We start from the raw sequence: 24,143 nt of genomic DNA, 5'->3' as shown, positions 1-24,143 counted from the left end.
GCGTCACCCCCGCTCGGCGCGGGAGAGGGTCGTCGGGGCTCGGGTCTACAACTGGGAGGGTCGTCCATCGTGCCCCCGATTCTAGGGCCTCGCACGCCCGCCGGCACCGGGCCGACGGCATCCGTTCCGACCCTCCAGGATGGGGGCATGGATGCCACCCTTTCGACGCAGCAGCGCGCCGCAGCCGCCGAGGACGCGGTCATCTCGGCGTACGTGCACCGGTACGGGCCCGTCGCGTGGGGTCATGCGGCGACGGACGGCGACGGCGCCCGCACCTGGCACTACTGGTGGCATGCCCATCTGGTCCATGTGCTGGCCGAGGCCGAGCGGCACCGCCCGTCGGCCGCCCGACGACGACTGATCGGCGACCTCCTGCGCGGTATCACCGTGCGCACGGCCGGGACCTGGATCACCCCGTTCTACGACGACATCGCGTGGATGGGACTCGCGCTCGCCGAGACCCGCCCTCACGGTCGTGCCCGCGCGCGCATCGCGCGACTGCTCGCCGGGGCGTTCGACCCCGCCGTCGGGGCGCTGCCGTGGCGCACGCGCAGCGTCCTCTACAACGCCCCCGCGAACGGACCGGCCGCCATGGTGCTCGCGCCCAGCCGTCACCGCGCCCTCGCCGAGCGGATGACGGCGTGGATGACTGCGGTCCTCGACGATCCCGCGACGGGGCTCGTCCGCGACGGCATCGAGCACGGCGGCGTGCGTCCCGACCTGTGGACGTACAACCAGGGCGTCGCGATCGGGGCCGCCCTCGCCCTCGGCGACGGCACCCGCGCCAGCACCGTCCTGGAGGCCGTGGACCGGTGGTGCGCCGCCGAGGAGGGCCTGTTCCCCGCGGCCGGGGGCGGCGACGGCGGCCTGTTCGCCGGCATCCTGGCCCGCTACCTCGGGGTGGCCGCCTCCCGGATGGACGGCGAGGACGCGGACCGCGCGCGCCGCCTCCTCCGCCGCAACGCCGATGCGCTGTGGGCGATGCGCCGCGACGGGGCATTCCCGGCCGATCCGCGCCGACCCGCGCTCCCGACGGGCGATGACCGGGATCTCTCCGTCCAGCTGGGCGCGTGGATCACGCTCGAGGCCGACGTCACGGCGTCGGCGTCGGTCACCAGCTGACCGGCAGGGCCTTGCCCTCCTCGTAGCCGGCGGCCGACTGCAGTCCGACCCGGGCACGGTCGTGGAACTGGGCGACCGTCGCCGCTCCCGCGTAGGTGAAGGACGATCGCACCCCGGAGGTGATCATGTCGAGCAGGTCCTCCACCCCGGGCCGCTGCGGGTCGAGGTAGATGCGCGACGAGGAGATCCCCTCGGCGAAGAGCTCCTTGCGGGCGCGTTCGAACGGATCGAGGCCACCGAACCGCCCCTGCACGGCCTTGGTCGAAGCCATGCCCCAGGACTCCTTGTAGATCCGCCCATCGGCATCCCGCAGCAGTTCCCCGGGCGACTCGATCGTCCCGGCGAACCACGAGCCGATCATGACGGATGCCGCGCCCGCGGCGAGCGCGAGGGCGACATCGCGCGGATAGCGCACCCCGCCGTCCGCCCACACGTGCGCCCCGGCCGCCCGCGCGGCCTCGGCCGTTTCGAGCACGGCGGAGAACTGGGGCCGCCCGACCGCGGTCATCATGCGCGTGGTGCACATCGCCCCGGGGCCCACGCCGACCTTGAGGATCGATGCTCCCGCCGCGGTCAGGTCGCGCACGCCGTCGGCGGTGACGATGTTGCCGGCCGCGATCGGGATGCCGAGGTCGAGGGCCGCGACCTCGCGGAGCGCGCGCAGCATCTGCTCCTGGTGGCCGTGCGCGGTGTCGACGACGAGGACGTCGACACCGGCCGCGGCGAGCGCGCGAGCCTTCCCGGCGACGTCGCCGTTGATCCCCACCGCGGCCGCGACGATGAGCCGGCCGTCGGCGTCGACCGCCGGACGGTAGACGGAAGCGCGCAGGGCGCTGCGCGCCGAGAGCGTTCCGACGACGCGATCGCCGTCGATGACCGGGACGATGTCCACGGCCGCTTCGCTGATGAGCGCGAACACGGCCCGCGGATCGCCCACCTCGCCGACGCCGACCGCGGGGGCGTCGTGCCGCGCGATGTCGCCGAGGGTGGCATCCGGGAGGGCCGTCGCCAGGCGCGGAGCGGGAACGATGCCGTGCACGCGCGAGATGTCGATCGCGCCGTCCGGGCGCACCTCGGCCACCACGATGCCGCGCCCGGCGATGGGCGGAAGGATGCGGCGGGCATCGGCGACGGTCGCCTCGGGCGGGAGGACGAGCGGGGTGTCCCAGGCCACCGGTTGCGCCTTCACCCGGCCGACGGCGGCGACCAGGTCGGGGAGCGCCAGGTCCTGCGGCAGCACGCCGAGACCACCGCGTCGCGCGAGCGTCGCCGCGAGCCGTGGTCCGGTCACCGAGTTCATGTTCGACGCGACCAGGGGAAGAGTCGCCCCGCTCCCGTCCCCCGGCGCGAGGTCCACGGCGAGGCGGCTGCCCACCTCGGAATGGCGCGGGACCAGGAAGACGTCCGAGTAGGTGAGATCGACATCGGGCTGTGCACCGGAGAACTCCATGGCATCCACCTCACCACATCCGATCAATGGCAAGACCCCGGAAGGAGCCAGGAATCCTCGGCTAGGCTGGAACGAGTGCGCAACGAAGACGACTGCGTGCATCCACAGGAATCTTCATCGAGGAAAGCAGGCGATCGACTGTGTCGAGCCAGGTGACGGGCGTCGGTACTTCGAGCGAGGGCGAGTTCGGCGCGAACGAGTGGCTCGTAGACGAGCTCTACGAACAGTTCAAGGTCGACAAGCACTCCGTAGACAAGGCCTGGTGGCCGATCCTGGAGGCGTACCACCCGGTCGTCGACGGATCCGCCGCAGCCGCCCCGCCGCCCGCGGCGGCACCGACGGAGCCCAAGCCCGTGACCGCGCCGATCCCGGTGGTCGGGCAGGCGCCCGTGGCCCGCACCACGGCCAAGCCCGCCGCACCGAAGCCGATCCCCGCGCAGGCCCCGAACGCGGTACCGTCCGCGGGCTCGGAGAGCACCGAGGAAGACCGCGTCACCGTCCTCAAGGGCATGCCGAAGGCCCTCGCGAGCAACATGGACGACTCGCTCACGGTTCCCACCGCGACGAGCGTGCGCACGATCCCGGCGAAGCTGATGATCGACAACCGCATCGTCATCAACAACCACATGTCCCGCACCCGTGGCGGCAAGGTCAGCTTCACGCACCTCATCGGCTGGGCGCTCATCCAGGCGCTCAAGGAGTTCCCGAGCCAGAACGTCTACTACGCCGAGATCGACGGGAAGCCCTCGGTCGTGGCTCCCGCGCACATCAACCTGGGCATCGCGATCGACATGCCCAAGCCCGACGGCACGCGCGCGCTCCTGGTCCCCAGCATCAAGCGCGCCGACACGCTGTCGTTCGGCGAGTTCCTCGCGTCCTACGAAGACCTCGTGCGTCGCGCCCGCTCGAACAAGCTCACCCCCGGTGACTTCCAGGGCACGACGATCTCCCTCACCAACCCCGGCGGCATCGGCACCGTGCACTCGGTCCCCCGCCTCATGCGCGGGCAGGGTGCGATCATCGGCGCCGGAGCGCTGGAGTACCCCGCGGAGTTCCAGGGCGCGAGCGAGAAGACGCTCAATGAACTGGCCATCGGCAAGACCATCACGCTCACCAGCACCTACGACCACCGTGTCATCCAGGGCGCCGGCTCGGGCGAGTTCCTGAAGAAGGTCCACGAGCTGCTGATCGGTCAGCGCGGCTTCTACGACGACATCTTCGCGGCGCTGCGCATCCCGTACGCCCCGATCCACTGGGCCGCCGACATCAGCGTCGACCTGTCCGAGCGGATCGACAAGAGCGCACGCGTGCAGGAGCTCATCAACTCGTACCGCGTCCGCGGCCACCTCATGGCCGACATCGACCCGCTCGAGTACGTCCAGCGCACCCACCCCGACCTCGAGATCGAATCGCACGGCCTCACCTTCTGGGACCTGGACCGCGAGTTCGTCACCGGTGGGCTCGGCGCCAAGCGCGTGGCGAAGCTCCGCGACATCCTCGGCGTGCTGCGCGACTCCTACTGCCGCACGCTCGGCGTCGAGTACATGCACATCCAGGACCCCGGCCAGCGCCAGTGGTTCCAGCGCAACGTCGAGGTGAAGTACACCAAGCCCGGCCACGACGAACAGCTGCGCATCCTGTCGAAGCTGAACCAGGCCGAGGCCTTCGAGACGTTCCTGCAGACGAAGTTCGTCGGCCAGAAGCGCTTCAGCCTCGAAGGTGGCGAGTCCCTCATCCCGCTGCTCGACCAGATCCTGCAGGGCGCCGCCTCCGCGGGCATGGACGGTGCGGCGATCGGCATGGCGCACCGCGGCCGGCTGAACGTGCTCACCAACATCGCCGGCAAGACCTACGGCCAGGTGTTCCGCGAGTTCGAGGGCGCCGTCGCCGTCGGCAGCAAGCGCGGCTCGGGCGACGTGAAGTACCACCTCGGCACCGAGGGGACCTTCGTCGGCGACGCCGGCGACGAGCTCCCCGTCTACCTCGCCGCGAACCCCTCGCACCTCGAGACCGTCGACGGCGTGCTCGAGGGCATCGTCCGCGCGAAGCAAGACCGCAAGCCCATCGGCACGTTCTCGTGGCTGCCGATCCTCGTGCACGGCGACGCCGCCTTCGCCGGTCAGGGCGTGGTCGTCGAGACGCTGCAGATGTCGCAGCTGCGCGGTTACCGCACCGGCGGCACGATCCACGTCGTGGTGAACAACCAGGTCGGCTTCACGACCACCCCGACCGATGCCCGCACGTCGGTGTACGCCACCGACGTCGCGAAGACCATCCAGGCTCCGATCCTGCATGTCAACGGCGACGACCCCGAGGCCGTCGTCCGCGCCGCCGACCTGGCGTTCCTCTATCGCGAGGAGTTCCACCGCGACATCGTCATCGACCTCGTCTGCTACCGCCGCCGCGGCCACAACGAGGGCGACGACCCCTCGATGACGCAGCCGCTGATGACGAACCTCATCGAGGCGAAGCGCTCGGTGCGGCGTCTGTACACCGAGTCGCTCGTCGGTCGTGGCGACATCACCGAAGACGAGTACGAGCAGGCGAAGCAGGACTTCCAGAACCGCCTCGAGGTCGCCTTCGCCGACACGCACGCCGCCGAGACCGGGGCCAACCCGGTCGTCACGGCCGACGCGTCCGACGAGCCGGTCGTGGGCGCACCCGAGACCACGGGCGTCTCTCGCGAGGTCGTCCACCACATCGGCGACGCCTTCGTCAACAAGCCCGACGGCTTCACGGTGCACAACAAGCTGCAGCAGCTGCTCGACAAGCGTTTCGACATGAGCCGCAACGGCAACATCGACTGGGCCTTCGGCGAGCTGCTCGCCTTCGGTTCAGTGCTGATGGAGGGCACCCCGGTGCGCTTCGCCGGGCAGGACTCGCGACGTGGCACGTTCGTGCAGCGCCACGCGGTGCTGCACGACCGCGACAACGGCCAGGAATGGCTGCCGCTGGCCAACCTCAGCGAGAACCAGGGACGCTTCTGGATCTACGACTCGCTGCTCAGCGAATACGCGGCGATGGCCTTCGAGTACGGCTACTCGGTCGAGCGCGCCGACGCCCTGGTGCTGTGGGAGGCGCAGTTCGGCGACTTCGCCAACGGCGCCCAGTCGGTCATCGACGAGTTCATCTCGTCGGCCGATCAGAAGTGGGCCCAGCAGTCGAGCGTGGTCCTGCTCCTCCCCCACGGCTACGAGGGTCAGGGGCCCGACCACTCGTCCGCGCGCATCGAGCGCTACCTGCAGATGTGCGCGCAGGACAACATGATCGTGGCGCGTCCGTCGACGCCGGCATCGTACTTCCACCTCCTGCGCCGCCAGGCGTACCAGCGCCCCCGCCGTCCGCTCATCGTCTTCACTCCGAAGGCGATGCTGCGACTGCGCGGCGCGACGAGCCCCGTCGAGGACTTCCTCGAGGGCAAGTTCGAGCCGGTGCTGGCCGACGACCGCGGCCTGGACGGCGGCGCCGTGAAGCGCGTGCTCCTGCACGCCGGGAAGATCCACTGGGATCTGCGGGCCGAACTCGACAAGAACCCGAACCCCGAGATCGCGCTCGTGCGTCTCGAGCAGTACTACCCGGCGCCCGTTGAGGAACTGAACAAGGTCCTCGAGCGCTACCCGAACGCCGAGCTGGTGTGGGTGCAGGACGAGCCGGAGAACCAGGGCGCGTGGCCGTTCATCGCGCTCGAGGTCGCCGATCAGCTGGGCGGGCGCGGCATCCGTGTCATCTCGCGCGCTTCCGCAGCGTCGACGGCGACGGGGTCGCCCAAGGTGCACGCGAACGAGCACGCCGAGATCATGAAGGCGGCGCTCGCGCGCTGACGCGGTACGACGGAGGGGCCCGGTCATTGCGACCGGGCCCCTCCGTCGTACAGGATCGGGTGCGGAAGGGCCTCAGGATGCCGGGGCGGCGAGCCCGAGAACCGGAGCCAGTGCCGGGATCGCGTAGGCCAGGCTGCCGTCGAGGGCCTCGCCGGTGTGCCCGGCTCCGTTGACGATGTGGGTGAGGACCGTGAATCCCGCCGCTTGCGCCGCCTGGGAGTTCGCGAGCTGGCCCGGACCATAGGTGGTGTCGAGGCTGCCCCACGTGAAGACGGCGGTGTGCCCGGCGTACGTGCCCGGCGCCGCAGCCGCCATGATGACCGACGGCTTGTTCGCCTGGAAGGCGGCGGCGTCGCCGCCGTACACGTCCGCCACGGTCTGGTCCACATGTTCCGAACCGGGGAACTCATTCCCCATGACGTCGAGCATCTGCCCCCACGTCTCGGGATACTTCGTGCCGTACACGGCCGCGCAGGAGCCGCCGTTGGAGAAGCCGCCGATGATCCAGTACTTGTGGTCCTTGACGATGTTGAGGTTCTGCTCCGCCCATTGCGGAACCAGCTGGTTGATGTACGTCGCGACGGCACCGTACTTGCTCGAGTCGACGCACGCGGGGTCGCGGTCGGGGGCGGTGAGCTGATCGACGACGATCGCGATGGGAGCGAGACCCTTGTTCGTCGCCGCGAACGCGTCGAGTGCCTTCGCGAGCGAGGTCGGGTCGGGTGATCCGGGCTGCCCCATCATGAACACCAGGAGCGGCAATGCCGGCGGATTCGCGACCTGGGCCGCGGGGGGAAGGTAGAGCGAGGCGTCCCGCGCCGCGTACTGTCCCGTCGGGATCCTGGTGCTGCCGGTGAGGGCGCTGACCGTCCCCTTCGCGGGCATGTCGGCGGGCGGTTCCCAGGTCTGGTAGAGGGTCGCGGGGTCCCCCGCCGCGGCTTCCTGTTGCGGGAGGGATGCCGGGTCGAGAGCCTGCACGCCGAGGATGGCGGCGAGGTTGTGCGTCACCCCGTAGGACGCATTCACGCCCAGCGCCGCGGCCAGCAGGGCCGCGAGGACGGTGACGACACCGCCGATCCGGCGCACCCACGGCCGGCGGCAGATCCCAACGACGCCTACCGCAGCCGCGGCGACACCGCCGGCGGCCCAGAAGTCGGCACCGGCGGGCAAGGGCCCCTGGAAGACGTCGAAGTGCTCCAGCACGCGGGCCACGACGTACATCACGACCCCGGCGCCCAGACCGACGAGGATCGTCCGGAGGATCCGTCGGGGCGGCCACAGGACGACGACGAGGACGCCGAGCGCGGCCACGACGACGCAGATGACGAGCAGCGGCGAGTCGATGAGCTCGAACGACAGGAAGAAACGGTTCATCGGCGACCTCCCCAGGCCGAGCGGGCGAGGGCCACGATCTCCCGACGTGACGCATCGGGCAGGTAGGCCCGTCCGACCGCCGCCCCGATCGCCGGGAGATGCAGCGGATCGCGGTACGCGAGCGTCAGCTCCCGGTACCGGGGACGGAACTTGCCCTTGAACCGGAAGAGCGAGGCGAAGCCGTAGGCGGGTTCCAGCACCTCCGCGAGCCAGCGCAGCAACGCGCGCAGCGCCGACGGGTCACCGTCCGCGGCCGCGTCCGGAGCCTCGGCGAGCGGTGCGCCGGACAGGCTGAGAACGGACGCGCCCTCCTCCTGCAGCTGCAGCGCTGCTTTGGCGATGAGGAACTCCATCATCCCGTTCGGGCCGTCCGTCCGCCGCCGCATGAAGTCGAGCGTCCAGCCGGTGACCGCGCCGTCGGTCCAGCTCGGCATCCAGCTCGTGACGGCCTCGATGCGACCGTCCGGGCCGACCGCGAGCAGCAGACGGACATCCCGGTCGCGCAGCTCGTCGAGCGACCCCAGGGTGAAACCCATCTCGGGGAGGGCGCGGTCGGCGACCCACTCCTCGTCGATCGCGACGACCTGCGAGGCCTGCAGGACGGTGAGCTCGCGCCATCGGGTCCACACCGCGGTGTAGCCCTCGCGCTCCGCCCGCGTGAGCGGCTGCCGGACCTTCTGCCAGGCTTTGCCGGCGAACGAGAGGTCGGCCAGATCCATCACGGTCTCCACACCGACGGGCACATGACGCCACCCGAGGGCCTCGAGGTCGGCGGCGGTGTCCTCGTGCACGCTGTAGAACGCCGGTATCCAGCCGTGTTCGACGCAGAAGTCGGAGAACGCCCGCAGCGCCTCCGGTCGTCGGCCCTCGGGCGCGAGCGGGTCCGCCACCGCCAGCGCCACGTCGCCCACCAGCCGGTACGCCACCGCGCAGTCCCGGTCGTCTGAGTACCAGTGCCGGTTGCCGGCCCAGGTGCCGAGGAATCCGAGGGTGTCGCTCCCCCGCCGCAGAAGCTCGCGGTAGACGCGCGCGTCACCGGCGTCGGGGCGCTGCACGCGGCGGAACAGCCAGAGGATCGCGGCGATCACGACGGCCCAGAAGAGCACGCCCACCCATTGGTAGGCGAAGAGCGCCGGCCCGTGGTGCGGGAAGTTCGCCGCCCCCGCGGGGTTGGTGTAGGCCGGTGGCAGGAACCGCCGGAGGGTGAGGACCACGAGATCGCCCACCGAGGGGTCGCGTTCGAAGGATCGGCGGCCCAACGCCTCGACGGCGAAGAACGTCGTCGCGCACGCGACGAAGGCCACACCGATGACGACGGCCACGGTGCGGGCCGCGCGTCGCGTCGCCCGTACCGGGAAACGGCCCCGTGCGGCCACGAGGACCGCGGCGAGCACGAGCGGGATGACCACCGTCGCCACCGCCCACAGCACGTACTCGGCGCCGCTGCCGTCGACCCAGGGGTCGATGAGCAGGCGACCGTCGAGCAACGAGATCACCGGGATGACGGCGGAGGCCACGAGGGTGAACACCGCGAGGAAGAGGGCGGAACGACGCCCGAGCCGCAGTCCCCACGCGGCCACGAGCATGAGCACGAGGGGGGTCACGGCCAGGAGGGCCGGACCGAGCCCGCGGGTCATCAGGAGGGCCAGCTGCTCGTCGCACACGGACGACGACACCCGGGCGCATCGCGCCAGCAGTTCGTCGTCGTACTGCGTGTACGCGTCGACGACGAGCGACAGAGGACCGCGTCCCCCGCCGCTGATGAGCGCGACGAGCGGCCCGCTGCCGACGACGGCGACGACCAGCGCGAGCAGGGTCCGCGTCTCGCGCGTGGAGCTGCGATGCCAGGCGCGGCGCTCGCGGCCTCGGGCCAGTACCTCGCCGACGCCGAGACCGATCACGGCGGCGCTCAGGCGGTACCACGAATCGGCGTCGCCGGCGTACAGCGCGAACAGCGCGAGGGCGGCGAAGCCCACGAGGCGCACGCGCCGGCGCCACAGCGTCGGCGCGAAGGCCGTCGCGGCCATCACGACGCCGGCGATCGGGGTCGTCGGGTCGAGGACGGGCACCTCGGCGGCCACGACCGGTCGGAGGTCGGTCACGGCCCAGGCGGCCGCGTGGAAGCCGATGCCCGTCAGCAGCCCAGCGAGCCCCAGGACGCCGAGGAGCACCGCCGTCCGACGCGAACCGAGCAACCGCTCCGCATACGCCAGCACCGAGATGGCGAGCGCCGCGGACACGACCGCGTCGACCGTGGAGTCGGGGATCACGAGGGCCGTCACCAGCGTCCACCACCGCCCCGCGGCGAAGGTCGCGAGGGGTCCGGCGCCCCAGATCGAGGCGTCCTCTCCCCAGAGGGTGCCGGTGAGAGCGGCGGTCGAGAGGATCACGACCACCAGCGCGACCGAGACCGGGTGCGTCGCGACGAAGCGACGAGCCGCCCGCGACAGCGCGGCGAGCCTTTCGCGGGCACGCCACGCGCGCCGCGGGGCGGCGGGGGCGGGTGCGGCGTCGGACATCGGCGGGATGCTACTCGGCGACTCTGTGGACGACACTCAGTACCAGATGTCCAGGAGCGGCGCCGCGGCCGGTGCGAACGCCCCGTCCACCGCGCCGAGGTGCGCGGCGTCCCCGTGCACGAGTCCCGCCGTGGAGAGCTCGGTCGCGCGCACGCCCCCGAGGAGCAGAGACGCGAGGGAGCCCACAGGCATCCGCACGTCCGGCTCGGCGTCGCTGCGCTCGACGGCGGCCTCCCCCGAGTCGTCGACGCGGACGCGCCACGCGCCGTCGGCGAACCCGAGCGGGTCGCTCACACCGAAGACCAGGTCGAGCGGGCCGGAATAGCGACGGGATGCCAGTGCGCCCGGCACATCGAGGACCCGCAGCCAGTGGTGGTCGGTGAGCGTCGCGGTGACCGCGCGGCGGTCGGAGACCATCCACTGCACCGGCGGCACCGCCGGCTGGAGCTCGGCGGTCACGCGGCCGACCAGATCGTGTTCGAGAGCGAAGCGCCAGAGCGCGGCGAGCGCCTCGTCGCCGTCGGCGAAGAGCGCCCGGATCTGGAGCTCGTGCTCCGTGTACTCCTCGCGCTCGGCGATCGTGTAGACCAGGATGCCGCGCTCCACCCCCTCGGGATCGCGGTACGCCACGGCACGGACCTTCTTGGCATCCGGCGCCTCCGGGGTGAGGCCCGCGATGCCGCGCCACCGCCCTTCCCAACCGGGGACGGCACCGGGGCGGCGCACCCGCATCCGCTCGTGCACGGCGGTGAGGCGCTCCGGCAGGCTCTCGCGCGGGACGAAGTCGAGACGGCCGGGGGCGACCGGACCCGTCCACCGCGCGCGACGCGTGTCGACGACCACGTGGGACGCCCAGGCGGCCGGGGAGAAGCCCCAGCGCCCGTAGATCGTGGCCTCGGTCACCGTGAGCCCCGCGAGCGCGTAGCCGGCGGCTGCCGCGGTCCGCAGCTCGCCCGTGAGCATCGCCGTCGCGATCCCGCGGCGACGATGGGTGGGGGCGACCGTGACGGCGCTGATCGACCAGATCGGCAGGGTGCGTTCCGGCGACACCGTCAGCTCGCTGATCCAGGAGTCCACGGTCGCGACCGGAGCGTCCGGCTGCTCACCGGCGCGGTCGAACACCCCCGTCAGTCGTCGGGCCCGAAGCGCCGAACGAGAACTCTCGATCTGCTCGGGCGTCGGCTCTTCACCGAGGAACCCGCGCGCCACGGACGTCAGGAACGGCGGGAAACCGTCTCCGTCCGCGTCGACGAGGGCGTACTCGAGCCCGGTCCGGGCCAGCGCCGCCGAGGATTCGGCATCCAGAGGAAGTGTCGAGGTCTGCGATGGGGCCATGCCCCCAGCCTACGGAGGGCGGCGCCCCGGCGCCGGACGACGCGGGATCAGTGGGTGGCTTGCACCGAACGGAGGCGGGCCAGCACCTGATCGCGCAGCTCGTCGGGCGCCGTCTCCTTGCACGCCCGTGCCACGACCTCGGTCAGCGTGCGTGCCACGAGCGCCTCGTCCTGGCACCCGGGGCAGTTCTCGAGGTGCTCACGGATGTCGTTGTGCTCGGTCTTGCACACCTCGTTGCGGAGGTACTCCTCGAGGTCGCGTCGTGCCTGCTCGCAGCCGCAGTCGCTCATTTCTTCACTCCCGTCGCGGCCTGGATGCCGCGCTCCTTCGCGTAGTCCGACAGCAGGTCGCGCAGCAGCCGCCTGCCGCGGTGCAGACGGCTCATGACCGTGCCGATCGGTGTCTTCATGATGTCGGCGATCTCCTGGTAGGCGAAGCCCTCGACGTCGGCGAGGTACACCGCCATCCGGAAATCCTCGGGGATCGACTGCAGCGCGTCCTTGACGACGGACGCGGGCATGTGGTCGATCGCTTCGGCCTCGGCCGAGCGGGCGCTCGTGGCCGTGGTGGACTCGGCTCCGCCGAGCTGCCAGTCCTCGAGGTCGTCGATGGCGCTCTGGTACGGCTCGCGCTGCTTCTTGCGATACGTGTTGATGTACGTGTTCGTCAGGATGCGGTACAGCCACGCCTTGAGGTTGGTGCCCTGCGTGAACGACGACCACGATCCGAAGGCCTTGACGAAGGTCTCCTGCACGAGGTCGGCCGCATCGGCCGGGTTGCGCGTCATACGCATCGCCGCCGCATAGAGCTGGTCCATGAAGGGCAGCGCCTGCTGTTCGAACTGCGCGCGAGGCTCCGTCGCATCTGCCGTGTCATCCATCGACGGCAAGTCTACGTCGAGGGTATGTTCGGGCCATCGCAGCGCCGGGCGCTCGAGAAGTGCGGTCACGTGTCGTCCCCTTTCAGTAGGGTAGAAACCGATGAGCGACCACGGGTATTCCCCCCTTTCCCCGACCGCCGCGCCGCGCGGCGAATGGGGTGCGCCCGTGGCGCGCACCGCGGTGGATGCCACGGTCACGGTGCCCGGGTCGAAGTCCCTCACCAACCGCGAACTGGTGCTCGCGGCCCTCGCCGACGGCCCGGGCGTGCTGCACGCCCCCCTGCACTCCGACGACTCCGCCCGCATGATCGACGCCCTGCGGACGCTCGGCGTCGGGATCGAGGAGGTCGACGAGGGTTCCCCGTTCGGCCCCGACCTGCGGGTCACCCCGCCGTCCTCCTTCACGGGCGCCGCGACCGTCGACTGCGGCCAGGCCGGCACCGTCATGCGGTTCGTGACGCCGGTGGCCGGACTCGCGCGCGGCGACGTCTTCGTCACGGCCCACGAAAGCGCACTGCACCGCCCCATGGGCGCCATGGTCTCCGCCCTCCGCGAGGTGGGCGTCGACATCGACGACGGCGGCAGCTGGACCCTCCCCTTCACCGTCCGCGGACACGGGCACGTCCGCGGCGGAGAGGTCGAGATCGACGCCAGCCAGTCGAGCCAGTTCGTGTCGGGGCTGCTCCTGGCCGCCCCCCGTTTCGACGTCGGACTCCACCTGCGCCACGTCGGATCACGGCTGCCGAGCATCCCTCACATCGACATGACGGTGGAGTCCCTCGCGCACCGCGGCGTCCACGTCGAACGCCCCGCGGTCGGCGAATGGATCGTGCCGGCCGGACCGATCCGCGCGAAGGACGTCGCGATCGAGCCCGACCTCTCCAACGCGGCGCCGTTCCTGGCCGCGGCCATGGTCACCGGCGGCTCCGTGTCCGTGACGGGGTGGCCCGCCCACAGCACCCAGCCGGGTGCGCTGCTCCCCGAGATCCTGAGCGAGATGGGCGCACACGTCAGCCGCCGCGGTGGCACGCTCACCGTGACGGCGGGCGACACCATCCTGGGCGCCGAACTCGACCTCTCGGCAGCCGGAGAACTGGCCCCGACGATCTTCGGCCTCGCGGCCTTCGCCGACGGCCCGACGACGCTCCACGGCATCGGGCACATCCGCGGGCACGAGACCGACCGGATCGCAGCCCTCGTCGGCAACCTCCGCGGGATCGGCGGCGAGGCGCACGAGCTCGAGGACGGCATCCGCATCGTGCCCGTCCCGCTCGGCGGCGGCGGGTGGAAGGCGCACCACGACCACCGCATGGCCACCACCGGCGCCCTGATCGGTCTGCGCGTCCCCGGCGTCGTCATCGACGACATCGGCACGACCGCGAAGACCCTGCCGCAGTTCGCGGCCCTCTGGCAGACGATGCTGGGCCCGGATGCCACGGACTGACGCGTGAGCTGGCTCGACGACGCAGCCGACGACGACGATCTCGAGTTCGACGAGTCGTCGGTCCGGGTCCGCCCGAACCCCAAGGCGAACCGACCGCGGACCAAGCGTCGCCCCGCGCACGCCGACGCGCAGATCGCGCGCGTGCTGGGCGTGGACCGCGGACGCTACACGGTGCTCGTCGACGAGGACGGTCCCGACGAACGCCGCGTCCTCGCGACCCGCGCGCGCGAACTGCGCAAGCAGGCCATCGTCAACGGCGACCGCGCCCGGGTCGTCGGCGACCTCTCCGGCGACGACGGGACGCTCGCGCGCATCATCGGGATCGAGGAGCGCACGTCGCTGCTGCGCCGCAGCGCCGACGACACCGACCAGGTCGAACGCGTCATCGTGGCCAACGCCGACCAGATGCTCATCGTCGTCGCCGCCGCCGACCCCGAGCCGCGCGAACGCCTCGTCGACCGCTACCTCGTCGCGGCCCTGGATGCCGGCATCCGTCCGTTGCTCGTGGTGACCAAGACCGACCTGGCCGACCCGAGCGAGTTCCTCTCGCACTTCGACGGCGTCGACCTCCGCGTGTTCACCAGCGGGCAGGACGCCATGCCGCTCGAGCGCATCGGCGAGGCCCTCGTCGGGCACTCGACGGTGTTCGTCGGGCACTCCGGCGTCGGCAAGTCCACGCTCGTGAACGCGCTGACGGGCTCGGTGCGCGCGACGGGTCACGTCAACGAGGTGACGGGGCGGGGGCGCCATACCTCGTCGTCGACGGTCTCGCTGCGCTACCGCGGCCCGGCCGGGTCGGGGTGGGTCATCGACACCCCGGGCGTGCGCTCGTTCGGCCTGGGGCACGTCAACCCCGCGAACGTCCTCGCCGCCTTCACCGACCTCGCCGAAGTGGCCGAGGAGTGCCCGCGCGGCTGCACGCACCTGCCCGACGCCCCCGACTGCGCGATCATCGAGGCCGTGGCATCCGGTCGCCTGGGTCCGGGAGCGGCGGCACGACTGGACTCGCTGCAGCGGCTCCTCACGACGTTCCAGTCGATCGAGCGTTCTAGGCTGGAGGGGTGACGACCCTCGAAGCCGGCCAGGCCGCTCCCGATTTCACCCTGCTCGACCAGGACGAGCACCCCGTCTCGCTCAGCGACTTCCGCGGTCGCCGGGTGATCGTGTACTTCTATCCCGCGGCGCAGACGCCCGGGTGCACGACGCAGGCGTGCGACTTCCGCGACAGCCTCGCCTCGCTCCAGGGCGCGGGGTACACCGTCCTCGGCGTCTCTCGCGACACCCCCGAGAAGCTGCGGGCGTTCCGCGACAGCGACGGACTCACCTTCCCGCTGCTGAGCGACCCCGACCACGCGGTGCACGAGGCGTACGGTGCGTGGGGCGAGAAGCAGAACTACGGCAAGACCATCACCGGCGTGCTCCGCTCCACCTTCGTCGTCGACGAAGAGGGCCGCATCGTCGAGGCGCAGTACAACGTCAAGGCCACCGGCCACGTCGCGCGCCTGCGCAAGGCTCTCGGCCTCGCCACCGCCTGATCCGGTCCGCGCGCCCGCGACGGCGCTCAGTCGTCGTCGCGGCGACGCGGTGCGGCCGCGCGGACGGCGAGGACGAGCAGGATCAGCCCCACGACGGCCGGCGCCGCGATGAGGAGGGCGATCCCGGGGGCCGCCCACTCCCCCGTCACCGCGCCGATCGCCACCGACAGGATCAGCAGCTGGGTGACGATGCCACCCGATCGACCGGCGGAGACGTCCCGGGCGGTCGCGACGGCGAACGCTCCGATGATCGCCGCGCCGATCACGGTGAGCACGATGAGGGCGACCGAGCTGACGACCGAGTCGGTGTCTCCCCCGATGAGGGCGACGACCTGCCATCCGGCGAGCGCCAGCACTCCGATCGCCTCGAGCCCGACGACGAGCGCGGCCAGAAGACGAACCGGCATGACCCGCGATCCTTCCCGACGCATGTTTCCCCGGCGTTGCAACCTGGAAACCTGCCGGTTACCTCTTGATCGGCCGGAAGCGCTGTGGGAGCATGGAAAAAGCCGTGTGCTCCCACAGCGAAGTGGGGCGAGCAATCGCTCGCGTATCCCACCAGGGTACCGGACCCGAACCCCGGTGCCCGCCAACGTATATTTTTCTGCAACAAGGAGCACCCCTATGGATTGGCGCGACAAAGCAGCCTGCCTGACCGTCGACCCCGAACTGTTCTTCCCCGTGGGCAACACCGGCCCCGCGGTCGACCAGATCGAGAAGGCCAAGTCGGTCTGCGCACGTTGCACCGTCACCGAGGTCTGCCTGCAGTACGCCCTCGAGTCCGGCCAGGATTCGGGCGTGTGGGGCGGCCTCTCCGAGGATGAGCGCCGCGCCCTCAAGCGCCGCGCTGCGCGCGCCCGCCGCGCGTCCTGACGCTGCAGCGACGTCGAGGAGCCCACCCCTTCCGGGGGTGGGCTCCTTCCGTTTCCGGGCGCAGGCGCGCGCGCCCCGCGATCCGCGCCGGCTCAGTGATCCGCGTCGAATCAGCGCGCAGCCGCCGAGAATGGCTGAAGGTGCGCGGATCGCTGACGTTGCGCGGCGGTCAGGCGGTGACGCGGTCGATGTAGCGCAGCGGGATCTCGATCGTGACCTCGGTACCGCTGCCCATCAGGGTGTGCCAGTCGATGGTTCCGCCCAGTTCGCCCTGGATGAGCGTGCGCACGATCTGCGTGCCCAGGCCCCGGCCCACCTGTCCCTCGGGGAGGCCGACGCCGGTGTCGCGCACCCGCACCTCGAGCATCTCGTCGCCGCGTTCAGCGGCGATCTCCACGTCGCCCTCCTGACCCGCGAGGCCGTGCTCGACGGCGTTGGTGACGAGCTCGGTCAGCGCGAGCGCGAGGGGCGTGGCGTATTCGCTCGGAAGGGTGCCGAACCGCCCGGTGCTGCGGGTGCGCGCCCGGGTGTTGGGGGCGGCGGCGACCTCGGCGACGAGCTTCAGCACGCGCGCGAACACGTCGTCGAAGTCGACGTTCTGGGCCAGCCCCTCGGACAGCGTGTCGTGGACCACCGCGATCGCCGAGACGCGCCGCATGGCCTGGGTCAAGGCATCCCGGGCTTCGTCGGAGTGCGTGCGCCGCGCCTGGATGCGGAGGAGGGAGGCCACGGTCTGCAGGTTGTTCTTGACCCGGTGGTGGATCTCGCGGATCGTGGCGTCCTTGGTGATGAGCTCCTGCTCCTGGTGGCGGATCTCGGTGACGTCGCGGCTGAGCACGATCGCGCCGATGCGCGTCCCCCGGTCGCGGAGCGGGATGGTCCGCAGCGACACCTGCACACCGCGCGCCTCGATGTCGGCCCGCCACGGAGCGCGCCCCGTCACCACGATGGGCAGCGACTCGTCGACGTCCTGACGCTTGGCGGGGAGGATGCGCTCGGTGACCTCGGCGAGGGACTCCCCCTCGAGCTCGTCGTCGAAGCCCATGCGGTTGAAGGCCGACAGCGCGTTCGGGCTCGCGAAGGTCGTGATGCCGTCGACATCGAGACGGATGAGGCCGTCCGAAGCGCGCGGAGCGCCGCGGCGCGGGGAGGTCGGGGCCTTCAGGTCGGGGAATTCGCCCGAGGAGATCATGCCGAACAGATCGTCGGCGCAGTCGTTGAACGTGATCTGCTGACGCGAGGGCGTGCGCGTCTCGCCCAGGTTGGTGTGGCGGGTGAGCACGCCCACCGTCGTCACGGCGTGGCCGTCGCGCGAGAGCTCGCGGACGATGGGCACCGCGCGCACGCGCGTCGGCGTCTCCTCGAACCAGTCGGGGGATGCCGAGTCGACGATGCGTCCGCTCTGGAACGCCTCGCGCACCTGCGTGCGCCACTGGGGCCGCACACGGTCGCCGACGATGTCGCGGTAGAACAGGGTCGCCGCTCCCCCGGGACGCGTGTGCGCGACGGCGACGAACGAGTCGTCCGGGGTCGGCACCCAGATCACGATGTCGGCGAAGGCCAGGTCGGCGAGCAGCTGGCCGTCGCCGGCGAGCCGGTGCAGCCACTCGACGTCGGCCTCGCTGGAGCGGCCTTGGGCGTAGACGAGTTCGCTGAGTGTCGACACCCTCTCACCCTACGGGCACCGAGTCCGTCGGGAACGCTGTCGCCCCGGGTGCCTGCACCCGGGGCGACAGCGTTCGGATCTCAGGCCTGCGTCACGCCCACCACGTAACTGACCTGCGAGGAGCGGTACGCGACGGCGCCGGTGGTCGTGCCGAAGGCACGCACCAGCACGATCGCGTTGGCCACCCCGCCGATGATCGGCACGCTGGCGATCGTCGAGGTGACGAAGCCGTCCGCGTCGGGATCGAATTCGAGCACGGCGTTGTCGGTGAGGCTCACCGTGACGACCGTGCCGTCGGCCAGCGGCTTGCCTCCTTCCGCGACGTCGATCGACAGCGGGAAGGAGTCACCCGCTTCGACGTCGGAGATGTCGTAGGCACTGGCCGAGAGAGCTCCGGACGCGGATGCCGCGGGGGCGGCGACCGCGACCGCGATCACCGGAACGCTCCATGCGGCGGCCCTGGTGAACGAACGTCGCGTGACGCCGTGTGCAGGAGTGAGGTTGTCCATGATCAGCTGTTCCGTTCTGAGAGAGAGTCGATACCGGTGACGACGGTCATCGCGTCGCCGTGTAGGGCAGCTCGACGGTGTTCGCCCCCGAGGCGCCGGTGATCTCGACCGTCGCCGAACCCGCGGGGAGCGAGGTCAGCGCCGTCTTGAAGACGGCCTCGGTCGAGGCTCCGGGAGCCAGCGTCGCGACGGTCTTCGAGCCGTAGACGGTCTTGATCTTGATGGCGACGGTCTCGGTCGCGGTGTTCGTGACGCGGACCGTGAGGCGCGCCTTGCCGCTGACGATGCTCGTCGTGGCCGTACCGTCGATCGTCAGCGCGGGCGCCTTGGCCACCACCGTGATCGCGGGGAGCGACACCTTGGTGGCGAGCGGAGCACTGGCCGTGACCTTCACCGCACCCGCCGCCGAGGTCGTCACCGACGGTGCGGTAGCGAGTCCCAGTGCGTCGGAGACGACACGCACGCTCGTCTTGCCACCGGCGAAGGTGGCGGGACCCGAGACCTTGAACGTCACCGCGACCCCCGACAGTGCGGAACCGCTCGCATCCGCGACGGACACCGAGCCCGGCGCGACGGAGTCGCCCACGGTGACGGTGCGAGCCGTGCCGCGCGCGGTCAGGACCGGCGTCTGCGTGGTGTCGACCGACGCCAGCGACGTCGAAGCGACCGTCGAGACGTTGCCGGCCTTGTCGGTGGCGCGGGCCTCGACCGTGTGCGCCTTGTCGTCGAGCACCAGGGCGGCGGAGTAGGCCGTCCAGACACCCCCGTCCAGGCGGTATTCGACCGAGGCGACACCCGCACCGGCGTCGGTGGCCGAGACGGTGACGGTGCGGCCGCTCACCGAGAGGCTGACGCGGGGAGCGTCGTGATCGACCGCGACCGTCACCGGGATGCGCACGATCGTCCCGCTCGGCTGCGCCCGCACGACGATCTCGCTGGCGGCCACGGCATCCGTGGGCACCGTCAGGGAGAGGCTCGCCGAACCGCCCGACACCGTCACCGGCGCGAACGACGCCGAGCTGCCGGTCCACTCGACCGACGCCGTGGTGTTGGCGGGGCTGCCGAGCGACGTCAGGTCGAGACCCGAGACCGTGAGCGCGAGCGAGGAGGTGGCCGTGACGGGCGTCGACGGGACGCCCGTGACCTGGGCCGACCGTCGGGCGAAGTCGGGCGCGAGGCCCGGGTTCGCCTTGAGGTAGTCGATCCAGGCGTCGCGGTCGATCAGACCCGAGTCCTTCGTGCCCGTGCCCTGCGTGAAGACGCGGAAGTTGTCGCCGCCCTGCACGAGGAAGCTGAACGAACCGATCCGGTACGACGCGGTGGGGTTGATCGCGACGCCGTCGACCGTGATCGAGGTGATCCGGTCACCGGCCGCGCGGCTCGCGTCGAACGTGTACGCGACGTTCTTCGACAGGCCGAGCTTGAGGAACGGACGCGACGGCACGGTGCCGTCGGCGTTGGTCTGCCACTGCTGCTCGAGAAGCGTCTTGAACTGCGCGCCCGTGAGCGAGGTCGTCCAGAGGTTGTTCACGAAGGGCAGGACCGCGTTGGCCTCGGAGTAGGACACGACACCGTCGGGGGCGTAGAACAGCTCGGCGCGCAGACCGCCCGGGTTCACGACACCGATCTGCGCCCCACCGCGGTCCACTGCGCCGAGGCTGGTCACGAGCGAGTCCGCGACGAGGTTGCCGAGGGTCGACTCCTTCGAGCGGTCGTCGCGCGACCCACCGGTGTACACGCCGTTGGTGTAGGAGCCACCCGCGTACGCCGTGGTGATGTCCTTGGTCACCGATCCGACCGGCTGGTTGCCGATCTGAGCTGCGGCGGCCAGGGCGGCATCCGTGATGCTCTTGACCTGCGCGACGCGGGGGTAGGTGGCGACCAGGGTGTTCGTCGCGGTCTTGGTGCGCGCGACGTTGGCGCCCGTGTAGGACAGCACGTCACCGGTGGTGTCGGAGACCGTCAGGACGACGTTGCCGATGTTCTCGCCGTAGTTGCCCGTCTGGATGACGGGGCGCGTGCGGCCGTCGGTGGCGCCGGGGACGGGGGCGTCCCACGCGTAGGTCTTGTGCGTGTGACCGGTGAAGATCGCGTCGACCTTCGCCGAGGTCTGCGTCACGATCTTGGCGAACGGTCCGCCCGCGGCGATCTCCTGAGCGAGCGTCGCGCCGTCGGGAGTTCCGGCGCCCGCGCCCTCGTGGTAGGCCGCGACGATGACATCCGCTTCACCGTTGGCGGGGTCGCCGTCGGTGAGCTGGGCGGCCACGCGGTTGGTCGCCTCGACGGGGTCGCCGAAGTCCACGCCGCTCACACCGCCGGGCGAGACGAGCGCCGGGGTCTCCTGCGTGACGGTGCCGATGACGCCGACCCGCAGTCCCGCCACCGTGGTGATGGCGTACTCGGGCAGGGCGGGGGTCGTCGTGCCCTTGCGGTACACGTTGGCGCCGAGGTAGGCGAACTTCGCGTTGGGACCGGTGCCGACCACGCGGTTCACGAGGTCGTCGAAGCCCTTGTCGAGCTCGTGGTTTCCGATGGCCGACGCCTTCAGGTCGAGCGCGTTGAGCACGTCGATCGTGGGCTGGTCGTTCTGCGACGCCGACGCGAACGGCGAGGCGCCGATGTTGTCACCGCTGGAGAGGAACAGCGTGTTGGCCTCCCCGTACTGCGCGCGCAGCTGCTCGATCGTTCCCGCGAACTGCGGGGTGTTGGCGTCGATACGACCGTGGAAGTCGTTGATGTCGACCAGGTTCACCGTCGCCGTGGGGGTGAGGTCCAGGCCGACGAGCACGGGGTCGTGGTCGCTGGAGCGGAACGCCGAGGTGTCGTAGAAGTTCGTCGCGTTGTAGTTGTAGCGGCTGTACTCCAGGGCGATGGACTCGCCGGAGTTGATGTTCCAGATGTCGGCACCGCGCACGCGCTGGTCCGCGGCGGACGACGCGAAGACGTGGTCGAGCGAGCCGCTCTGACCGCTGAACGAGTACGAGTACTTGCCCGACTTGGAACCCTGGTCGATGTACCCCGCGTCGGTGAGGACCTTGATGGGGTCCTCCTTCGAGTAGGCGTTGAAGTCGCCCATGAGGAACACCCGGTCGGTTCCCCACTCGCTCTTCAGCCCATTGGCGAACGACACCAGGTCGCCGGCCTGGGCGACGCGCGACGCGTTCGAGGCGCCCTGCCCGTCACCCTGGTCGGCGTTGGCACCGGTGCCCGATCCCTTCGACTTGAAGTGGTTGGCGATCGCGATGAACGTGGAGTCGTCGCCCTTGCCCACGAGGCCGAACTTCTGAGCCAGCGGGCGGCGGGCGTTGTCGAAGGCCGAACCGGTCGTCAGGATGCGCGAGTCGCCCTCGGTGCGCACGGTCGCCTTCTTGTAGATGAAGGCGGTGCGGATGACGTCCTCGGACGCCGGCAGGGTCGACGGGGATGCCACGAAGGCCCACACGTCACTGCCGGCGGCGGTGTTCAGCGCAGCGGTGAGGGTGCTGAGCGCGGAGTCGCGGTTCTTGCCGAAGACGGCCGAGTTCTCGATCTCCTCGAGGCTCACCACGTCCGCGCCCAGGGTGGTGATCGCCGTGACGATCTTGTCCTGCTGACGCTGGAGGCTCGTGGCGTTGGCGGCTCCGCGGGCGTCGCAGCCGGTGTTGACCGTGATGGGGGTGCCGGCGCGGTCGGTGTAGAAGGAGCAGCCGGTGAGGGTGTCACCGGTCGTGGTGAAGTAGTTCAGGACGTTGAACGTCGCGACCTTGATGTCGCCGCCGACGGCGGCGGGCGCCGCCTGACGGACGTTCGAGAACGTGGCGGGCGCGACCTGTGCGTCGTTGTCCGCGGTCAGCTGCGCGGTGGGCTGGAGCTTCCACGTGTTGTTGCGGTAGTCCAGCACGACGGGGCGCGTGAAGGTGGCCGCGGCGCCGACGGAGACCGTGGTCTTGGTCAGGTACGGCAGCGGGATGGCCTTGTTGGTGGCGCTGCCGAGGAAGTTGATCGAGGCGCCGTCGTCGAGCGTGATCCCGCGCGCGGCGTTGTCGGCGACCGCGGCGGTGTACTCGGCCGTGCCGGGGCGCGCGATCTCGGTCGGGGTGATCAGCGGCGTGGTGCCGGTGGCCAGGCCGATCTCGGCGTACTGGTTGGTCGAGTAGGTGTTGCTGACCGTGTACGCACCCTGCGGGGCGACCAGCATGCCCTCGAGCGACTCGCGCTGGGCGGCGTCACGCGGAACCGCGACGGTCGCGGGGGTGATGCTGCCGGTCCCCACCTTCGTCACGCCGCCCGAGGCCACGGTGAGCTGGGTCAGGCCGAAGTACTCGCCGACGGTTCCGGTGACCTGGACGACGTCGCCGACGGCGACCTGGCCGACGGTGCTGGGCGAGTAGACGAACAGGCCGTCCGACGCGGTGTGGGAGGCGAAGTCGATCGCGCCGCCGGTGTTCTCGGTCTGCACGTAGTAGCCGGCGAAGCCCCCCGAGGGGTACGCGGCGGTGACCACACCGCGCGTGGTGGCGGTCTGGCCGTTCAGGGGCGACGCGTCGCCGGTTCCCTGGATCGCCGCGATGGCCGTGACGGATGCCGCGGGCGTCGTCGGCGACGGGCTCGGCGACGCCGTGGGCGAGTTGGTCGGCGAGGCCGTGGGCGACGGGGAGGGCGACGGCGACGACGACGCGGAGTTCTGCGGCGTGATGGAGGCCGGGTGCGTGAAGTCGGTGCGGTTGTCGTCGGTGTCGGAGAAGCCCGTCCGTGCCAGCGAGTTCGGGGTGTCGTTCGCCCCGGTGACCGGCACCACACGACCCTCGTAGGTGTTCGATGCGCCGTACCCGAGCAGGTCGGCGATGTTCTGGTTGCCCGTGACACTGCCGGTCGGCGAAGTGATCGCGCTCGTGGTCTTGGCGAGGATGAGCGTGCCCGTCGTGCCCGACGGCGTCACCTTGCCGGCGAGGTCGAGGTCGGGGGTGGGAAGCGCCGCGCCGGTCGAGCCGTTGCCGTTGAGCTGCACGAGGAAGTACGAGTGGGCCTTGATCGTCCCGCTGAGGGCGCCGACGCCGTTGGAGGCGCTCGTGCCGGTCGCCGACCGGTACTGCAGCGACCACGTGGACAGGTCGACGTCGGTGCCGCCCTGGTTGTAGAGCTCGACGAACTTCTTCGAGTACGGGGCGTTCGCGCTTCCGCCCTTCAGGTACGCCTCGTTGATGATCACGCCGGTGCCGGCGGTGTCGGCCTGGGCCGGTGCGACCGCCGCAAGAGGGATCAGGGCGCCGACGATCACGGCGGCGAGGGCGCTGGACAGCGCCGACATGGACAACGGGCGCGCAGACATACGGATCTCCTTGGTAGACATGAGGAATCACCTGGGAACGTACGCATCCCCCGCCACTTCCCGCGGAGCGCGAGGTTAGCGAGGGGGAAACGGAGCGGCTCACGTCGATGTCCTCGCCGGCGCGTCGTCCCCCTCGGGCGCGACCACGCGACGGGGGGGGGGTCTGCGGGTGAAGAAGGCGGGTGAACCGCCCACCCCGGCAACTCGGGGGACATGATGATCGCCCGCTCTGGGCACCGTCACCCCCTGACCGGTTCGTCCGCCGTCCTCCCCCGCACGGATGCCAGGGGGCGGCGGCACGGTCGTC

General features: G+C 71.0%; 16 protein-coding genes. 6 read left to right on the top strand and 10 right to left on the bottom strand.

All coding sequences use genetic code 11. The features are described 5' to 3' along the window. Positions 1–147: 147 nt before the first annotated feature. The gene (locus P8R59_RS10845) at positions 148–1,122 is read left to right on the top strand and encodes a glycoside hydrolase family 76 protein (protein WP_278101071.1); all 975 of its coding nucleotides are present in this window, start codon (positions 148–150) and stop codon (positions 1,120–1,122) included. On the opposite strand, the gene P8R59_RS10840 is transcribed toward P8R59_RS10845, so the two are convergent. After that, positions 1,112–2,572 carry a GuaB1 family IMP dehydrogenase-related protein gene (locus tag P8R59_RS10840; RefSeq protein ID WP_278101070.1) on the bottom strand — a complete coding sequence of 487 codons (1,461 nt, stop codon included), beginning with the start codon at positions 2,570–2,572 and terminating at the stop codon, positions 1,112–1,114. The two genes, P8R59_RS10845 and P8R59_RS10840, sit on opposite strands and share 11 nt — an antisense overlap. 140 nt (positions 2,573–2,712) lie before the next feature. Here P8R59_RS10840 and P8R59_RS10835 point away from each other — a divergent pair, with 140 nt between their 5' ends. After that, positions 2,713–6,393, top strand: a complete 3,681-nt coding sequence (locus P8R59_RS10835) for a multifunctional oxoglutarate decarboxylase/oxoglutarate dehydrogenase thiamine pyrophosphate-binding subunit/dihydrolipoyllysine-residue succinyltransferase subunit (protein WP_278101069.1) — start codon at positions 2,713–2,715, stop codon at positions 6,391–6,393. A gap of 72 nt (positions 6,394–6,465) precedes the next feature. Here P8R59_RS10835 and P8R59_RS10830 read toward each other — a convergent pair whose 3' ends face one another. From P8R59_RS10830 to P8R59_RS10810, 5 genes are read right to left on the bottom strand one after another with little or no spacing between them, the layout of a single operon-like run. Continuing rightward, positions 6,466–7,767, bottom strand: a complete 1,302-nt coding sequence (locus tag P8R59_RS10830; protein WP_278101068.1) for an alpha/beta hydrolase — start codon at positions 7,765–7,767, stop codon at positions 6,466–6,468. Beyond that, positions 7,764–10,286, bottom strand: a complete 2,523-nt coding sequence (locus tag P8R59_RS10825) for a bifunctional lysylphosphatidylglycerol flippase/synthetase MprF (protein ID WP_278101067.1) — start codon at positions 10,284–10,286, stop codon at positions 7,764–7,766. Before P8R59_RS10825 ends, P8R59_RS10830 begins: the two co-directional genes overlap by 4 nt. A gap of 36 nt (positions 10,287–10,322) precedes the next feature. Beyond that, entirely contained in the window at positions 10,323–11,621 is a 1,299-nt protein-coding gene (locus P8R59_RS10820; RefSeq protein WP_278101066.1) for a GNAT family N-acetyltransferase, read from the bottom strand. 47 nt (positions 11,622–11,668) lie between these two features. Beyond that, positions 11,669–11,911, bottom strand: coding sequence for a zf-HC2 domain-containing protein (locus P8R59_RS10815; protein WP_077050394.1), 243 nt, complete (start codon positions 11,909–11,911; stop codon positions 11,669–11,671). Further along, positions 11,908–12,501 carry a sigma-70 family RNA polymerase sigma factor gene (locus P8R59_RS10810; protein ID WP_077050395.1) on the bottom strand — a complete coding sequence of 198 codons (594 nt, stop codon included), beginning with the start codon at positions 12,499–12,501 and terminating at the stop codon, positions 11,908–11,910. Before P8R59_RS10810 ends, P8R59_RS10815 begins: the two co-directional genes overlap by 4 nt. Before the next feature lie 100 nt (positions 12,502–12,601). Here P8R59_RS10810 and aroA point away from each other — a divergent pair, with 100 nt between their 5' ends. From aroA to bcp, 3 genes are read left to right on the top strand one after another with little or no spacing between them, the layout of a single operon-like run. Continuing rightward, positions 12,602–13,945 carry a 3-phosphoshikimate 1-carboxyvinyltransferase gene (gene aroA / locus P8R59_RS10805; protein WP_278101065.1) on the top strand — a complete coding sequence of 448 codons (1,344 nt, stop codon included), beginning with the start codon at positions 12,602–12,604 and terminating at the stop codon, positions 13,943–13,945. A 3-nt stretch (positions 13,946–13,948) separates the two neighbouring features. Further along, positions 13,949–15,010, top strand: a complete 1,062-nt coding sequence (rsgA, locus tag P8R59_RS10800) for a ribosome small subunit-dependent GTPase A (protein ID WP_278101064.1) — start codon at positions 13,949–13,951, stop codon at positions 15,008–15,010. Continuing rightward, on the top strand, positions 15,007–15,480 hold the full coding sequence (bcp, locus tag P8R59_RS10795; RefSeq protein ID WP_278101063.1) for a thioredoxin-dependent thiol peroxidase: 474 nt from the start codon (positions 15,007–15,009) through the stop codon (positions 15,478–15,480). The genes rsgA and bcp overlap by 4 nt, the downstream gene beginning before the upstream one ends. 26 nt (positions 15,481–15,506) lie before the next feature. Here the strand turns inward: bcp and P8R59_RS10790 are convergent, their stop codons facing one another. Further along, positions 15,507–15,887, bottom strand: a complete 381-nt coding sequence (locus tag P8R59_RS10790; protein ID WP_278101062.1) for a histidine kinase — start codon at positions 15,885–15,887, stop codon at positions 15,507–15,509. A 217-nt stretch (positions 15,888–16,104) separates the two neighbouring features. On the opposite strand from P8R59_RS10790, the gene P8R59_RS10785 reads away from it, so the two are divergent. Further along, the gene (locus P8R59_RS10785) at positions 16,105–16,353 is read left to right on the top strand and encodes a WhiB family transcriptional regulator (RefSeq protein WP_013583608.1); all 249 of its coding nucleotides are present in this window, start codon (positions 16,105–16,107) and stop codon (positions 16,351–16,353) included. A gap of 169 nt (positions 16,354–16,522) precedes the next feature. On the opposite strand, the gene P8R59_RS10780 is transcribed toward P8R59_RS10785, so the two are convergent. The 3 genes from P8R59_RS10780 to P8R59_RS10770 all read right to left on the bottom strand — a co-directional run bounded on the left by P8R59_RS10780 (position 16,523) and on the right by P8R59_RS10770 (position 23,836). Further along, a complete protein-coding gene (locus P8R59_RS10780) occupies positions 16,523–18,019 on the bottom strand; it encodes a sensor histidine kinase (protein ID WP_077050400.1) in 1,497 nt (498 codons plus the stop codon). Between the two features lie 80 nt (positions 18,020–18,099). Then, positions 18,100–18,528, bottom strand: coding sequence for a hypothetical protein (locus P8R59_RS10775; protein ID WP_278101061.1), 429 nt, complete (start codon positions 18,526–18,528; stop codon positions 18,100–18,102). A gap of 46 nt (positions 18,529–18,574) precedes the next feature. After that, positions 18,575–23,836, bottom strand: a complete 5,262-nt coding sequence (locus tag P8R59_RS10770) for an ExeM/NucH family extracellular endonuclease (RefSeq protein WP_278101060.1) — start codon at positions 23,834–23,836, stop codon at positions 18,575–18,577. Positions 23,837–24,143 lie beyond the last annotated feature (307 nt).

Origin of the sequence: Microbacterium proteolyticum (assembly GCF_029639405.1) — a bacterium.
In the GTDB taxonomy this organism is placed as follows: domain Bacteria; phylum Actinomycetota; class Actinomycetes; order Actinomycetales; family Microbacteriaceae; genus Microbacterium.
The sequence above is the reverse complement of the archived record's forward strand: the minus strand, read 5'-3'. Positions and strand labels throughout refer to the sequence as shown.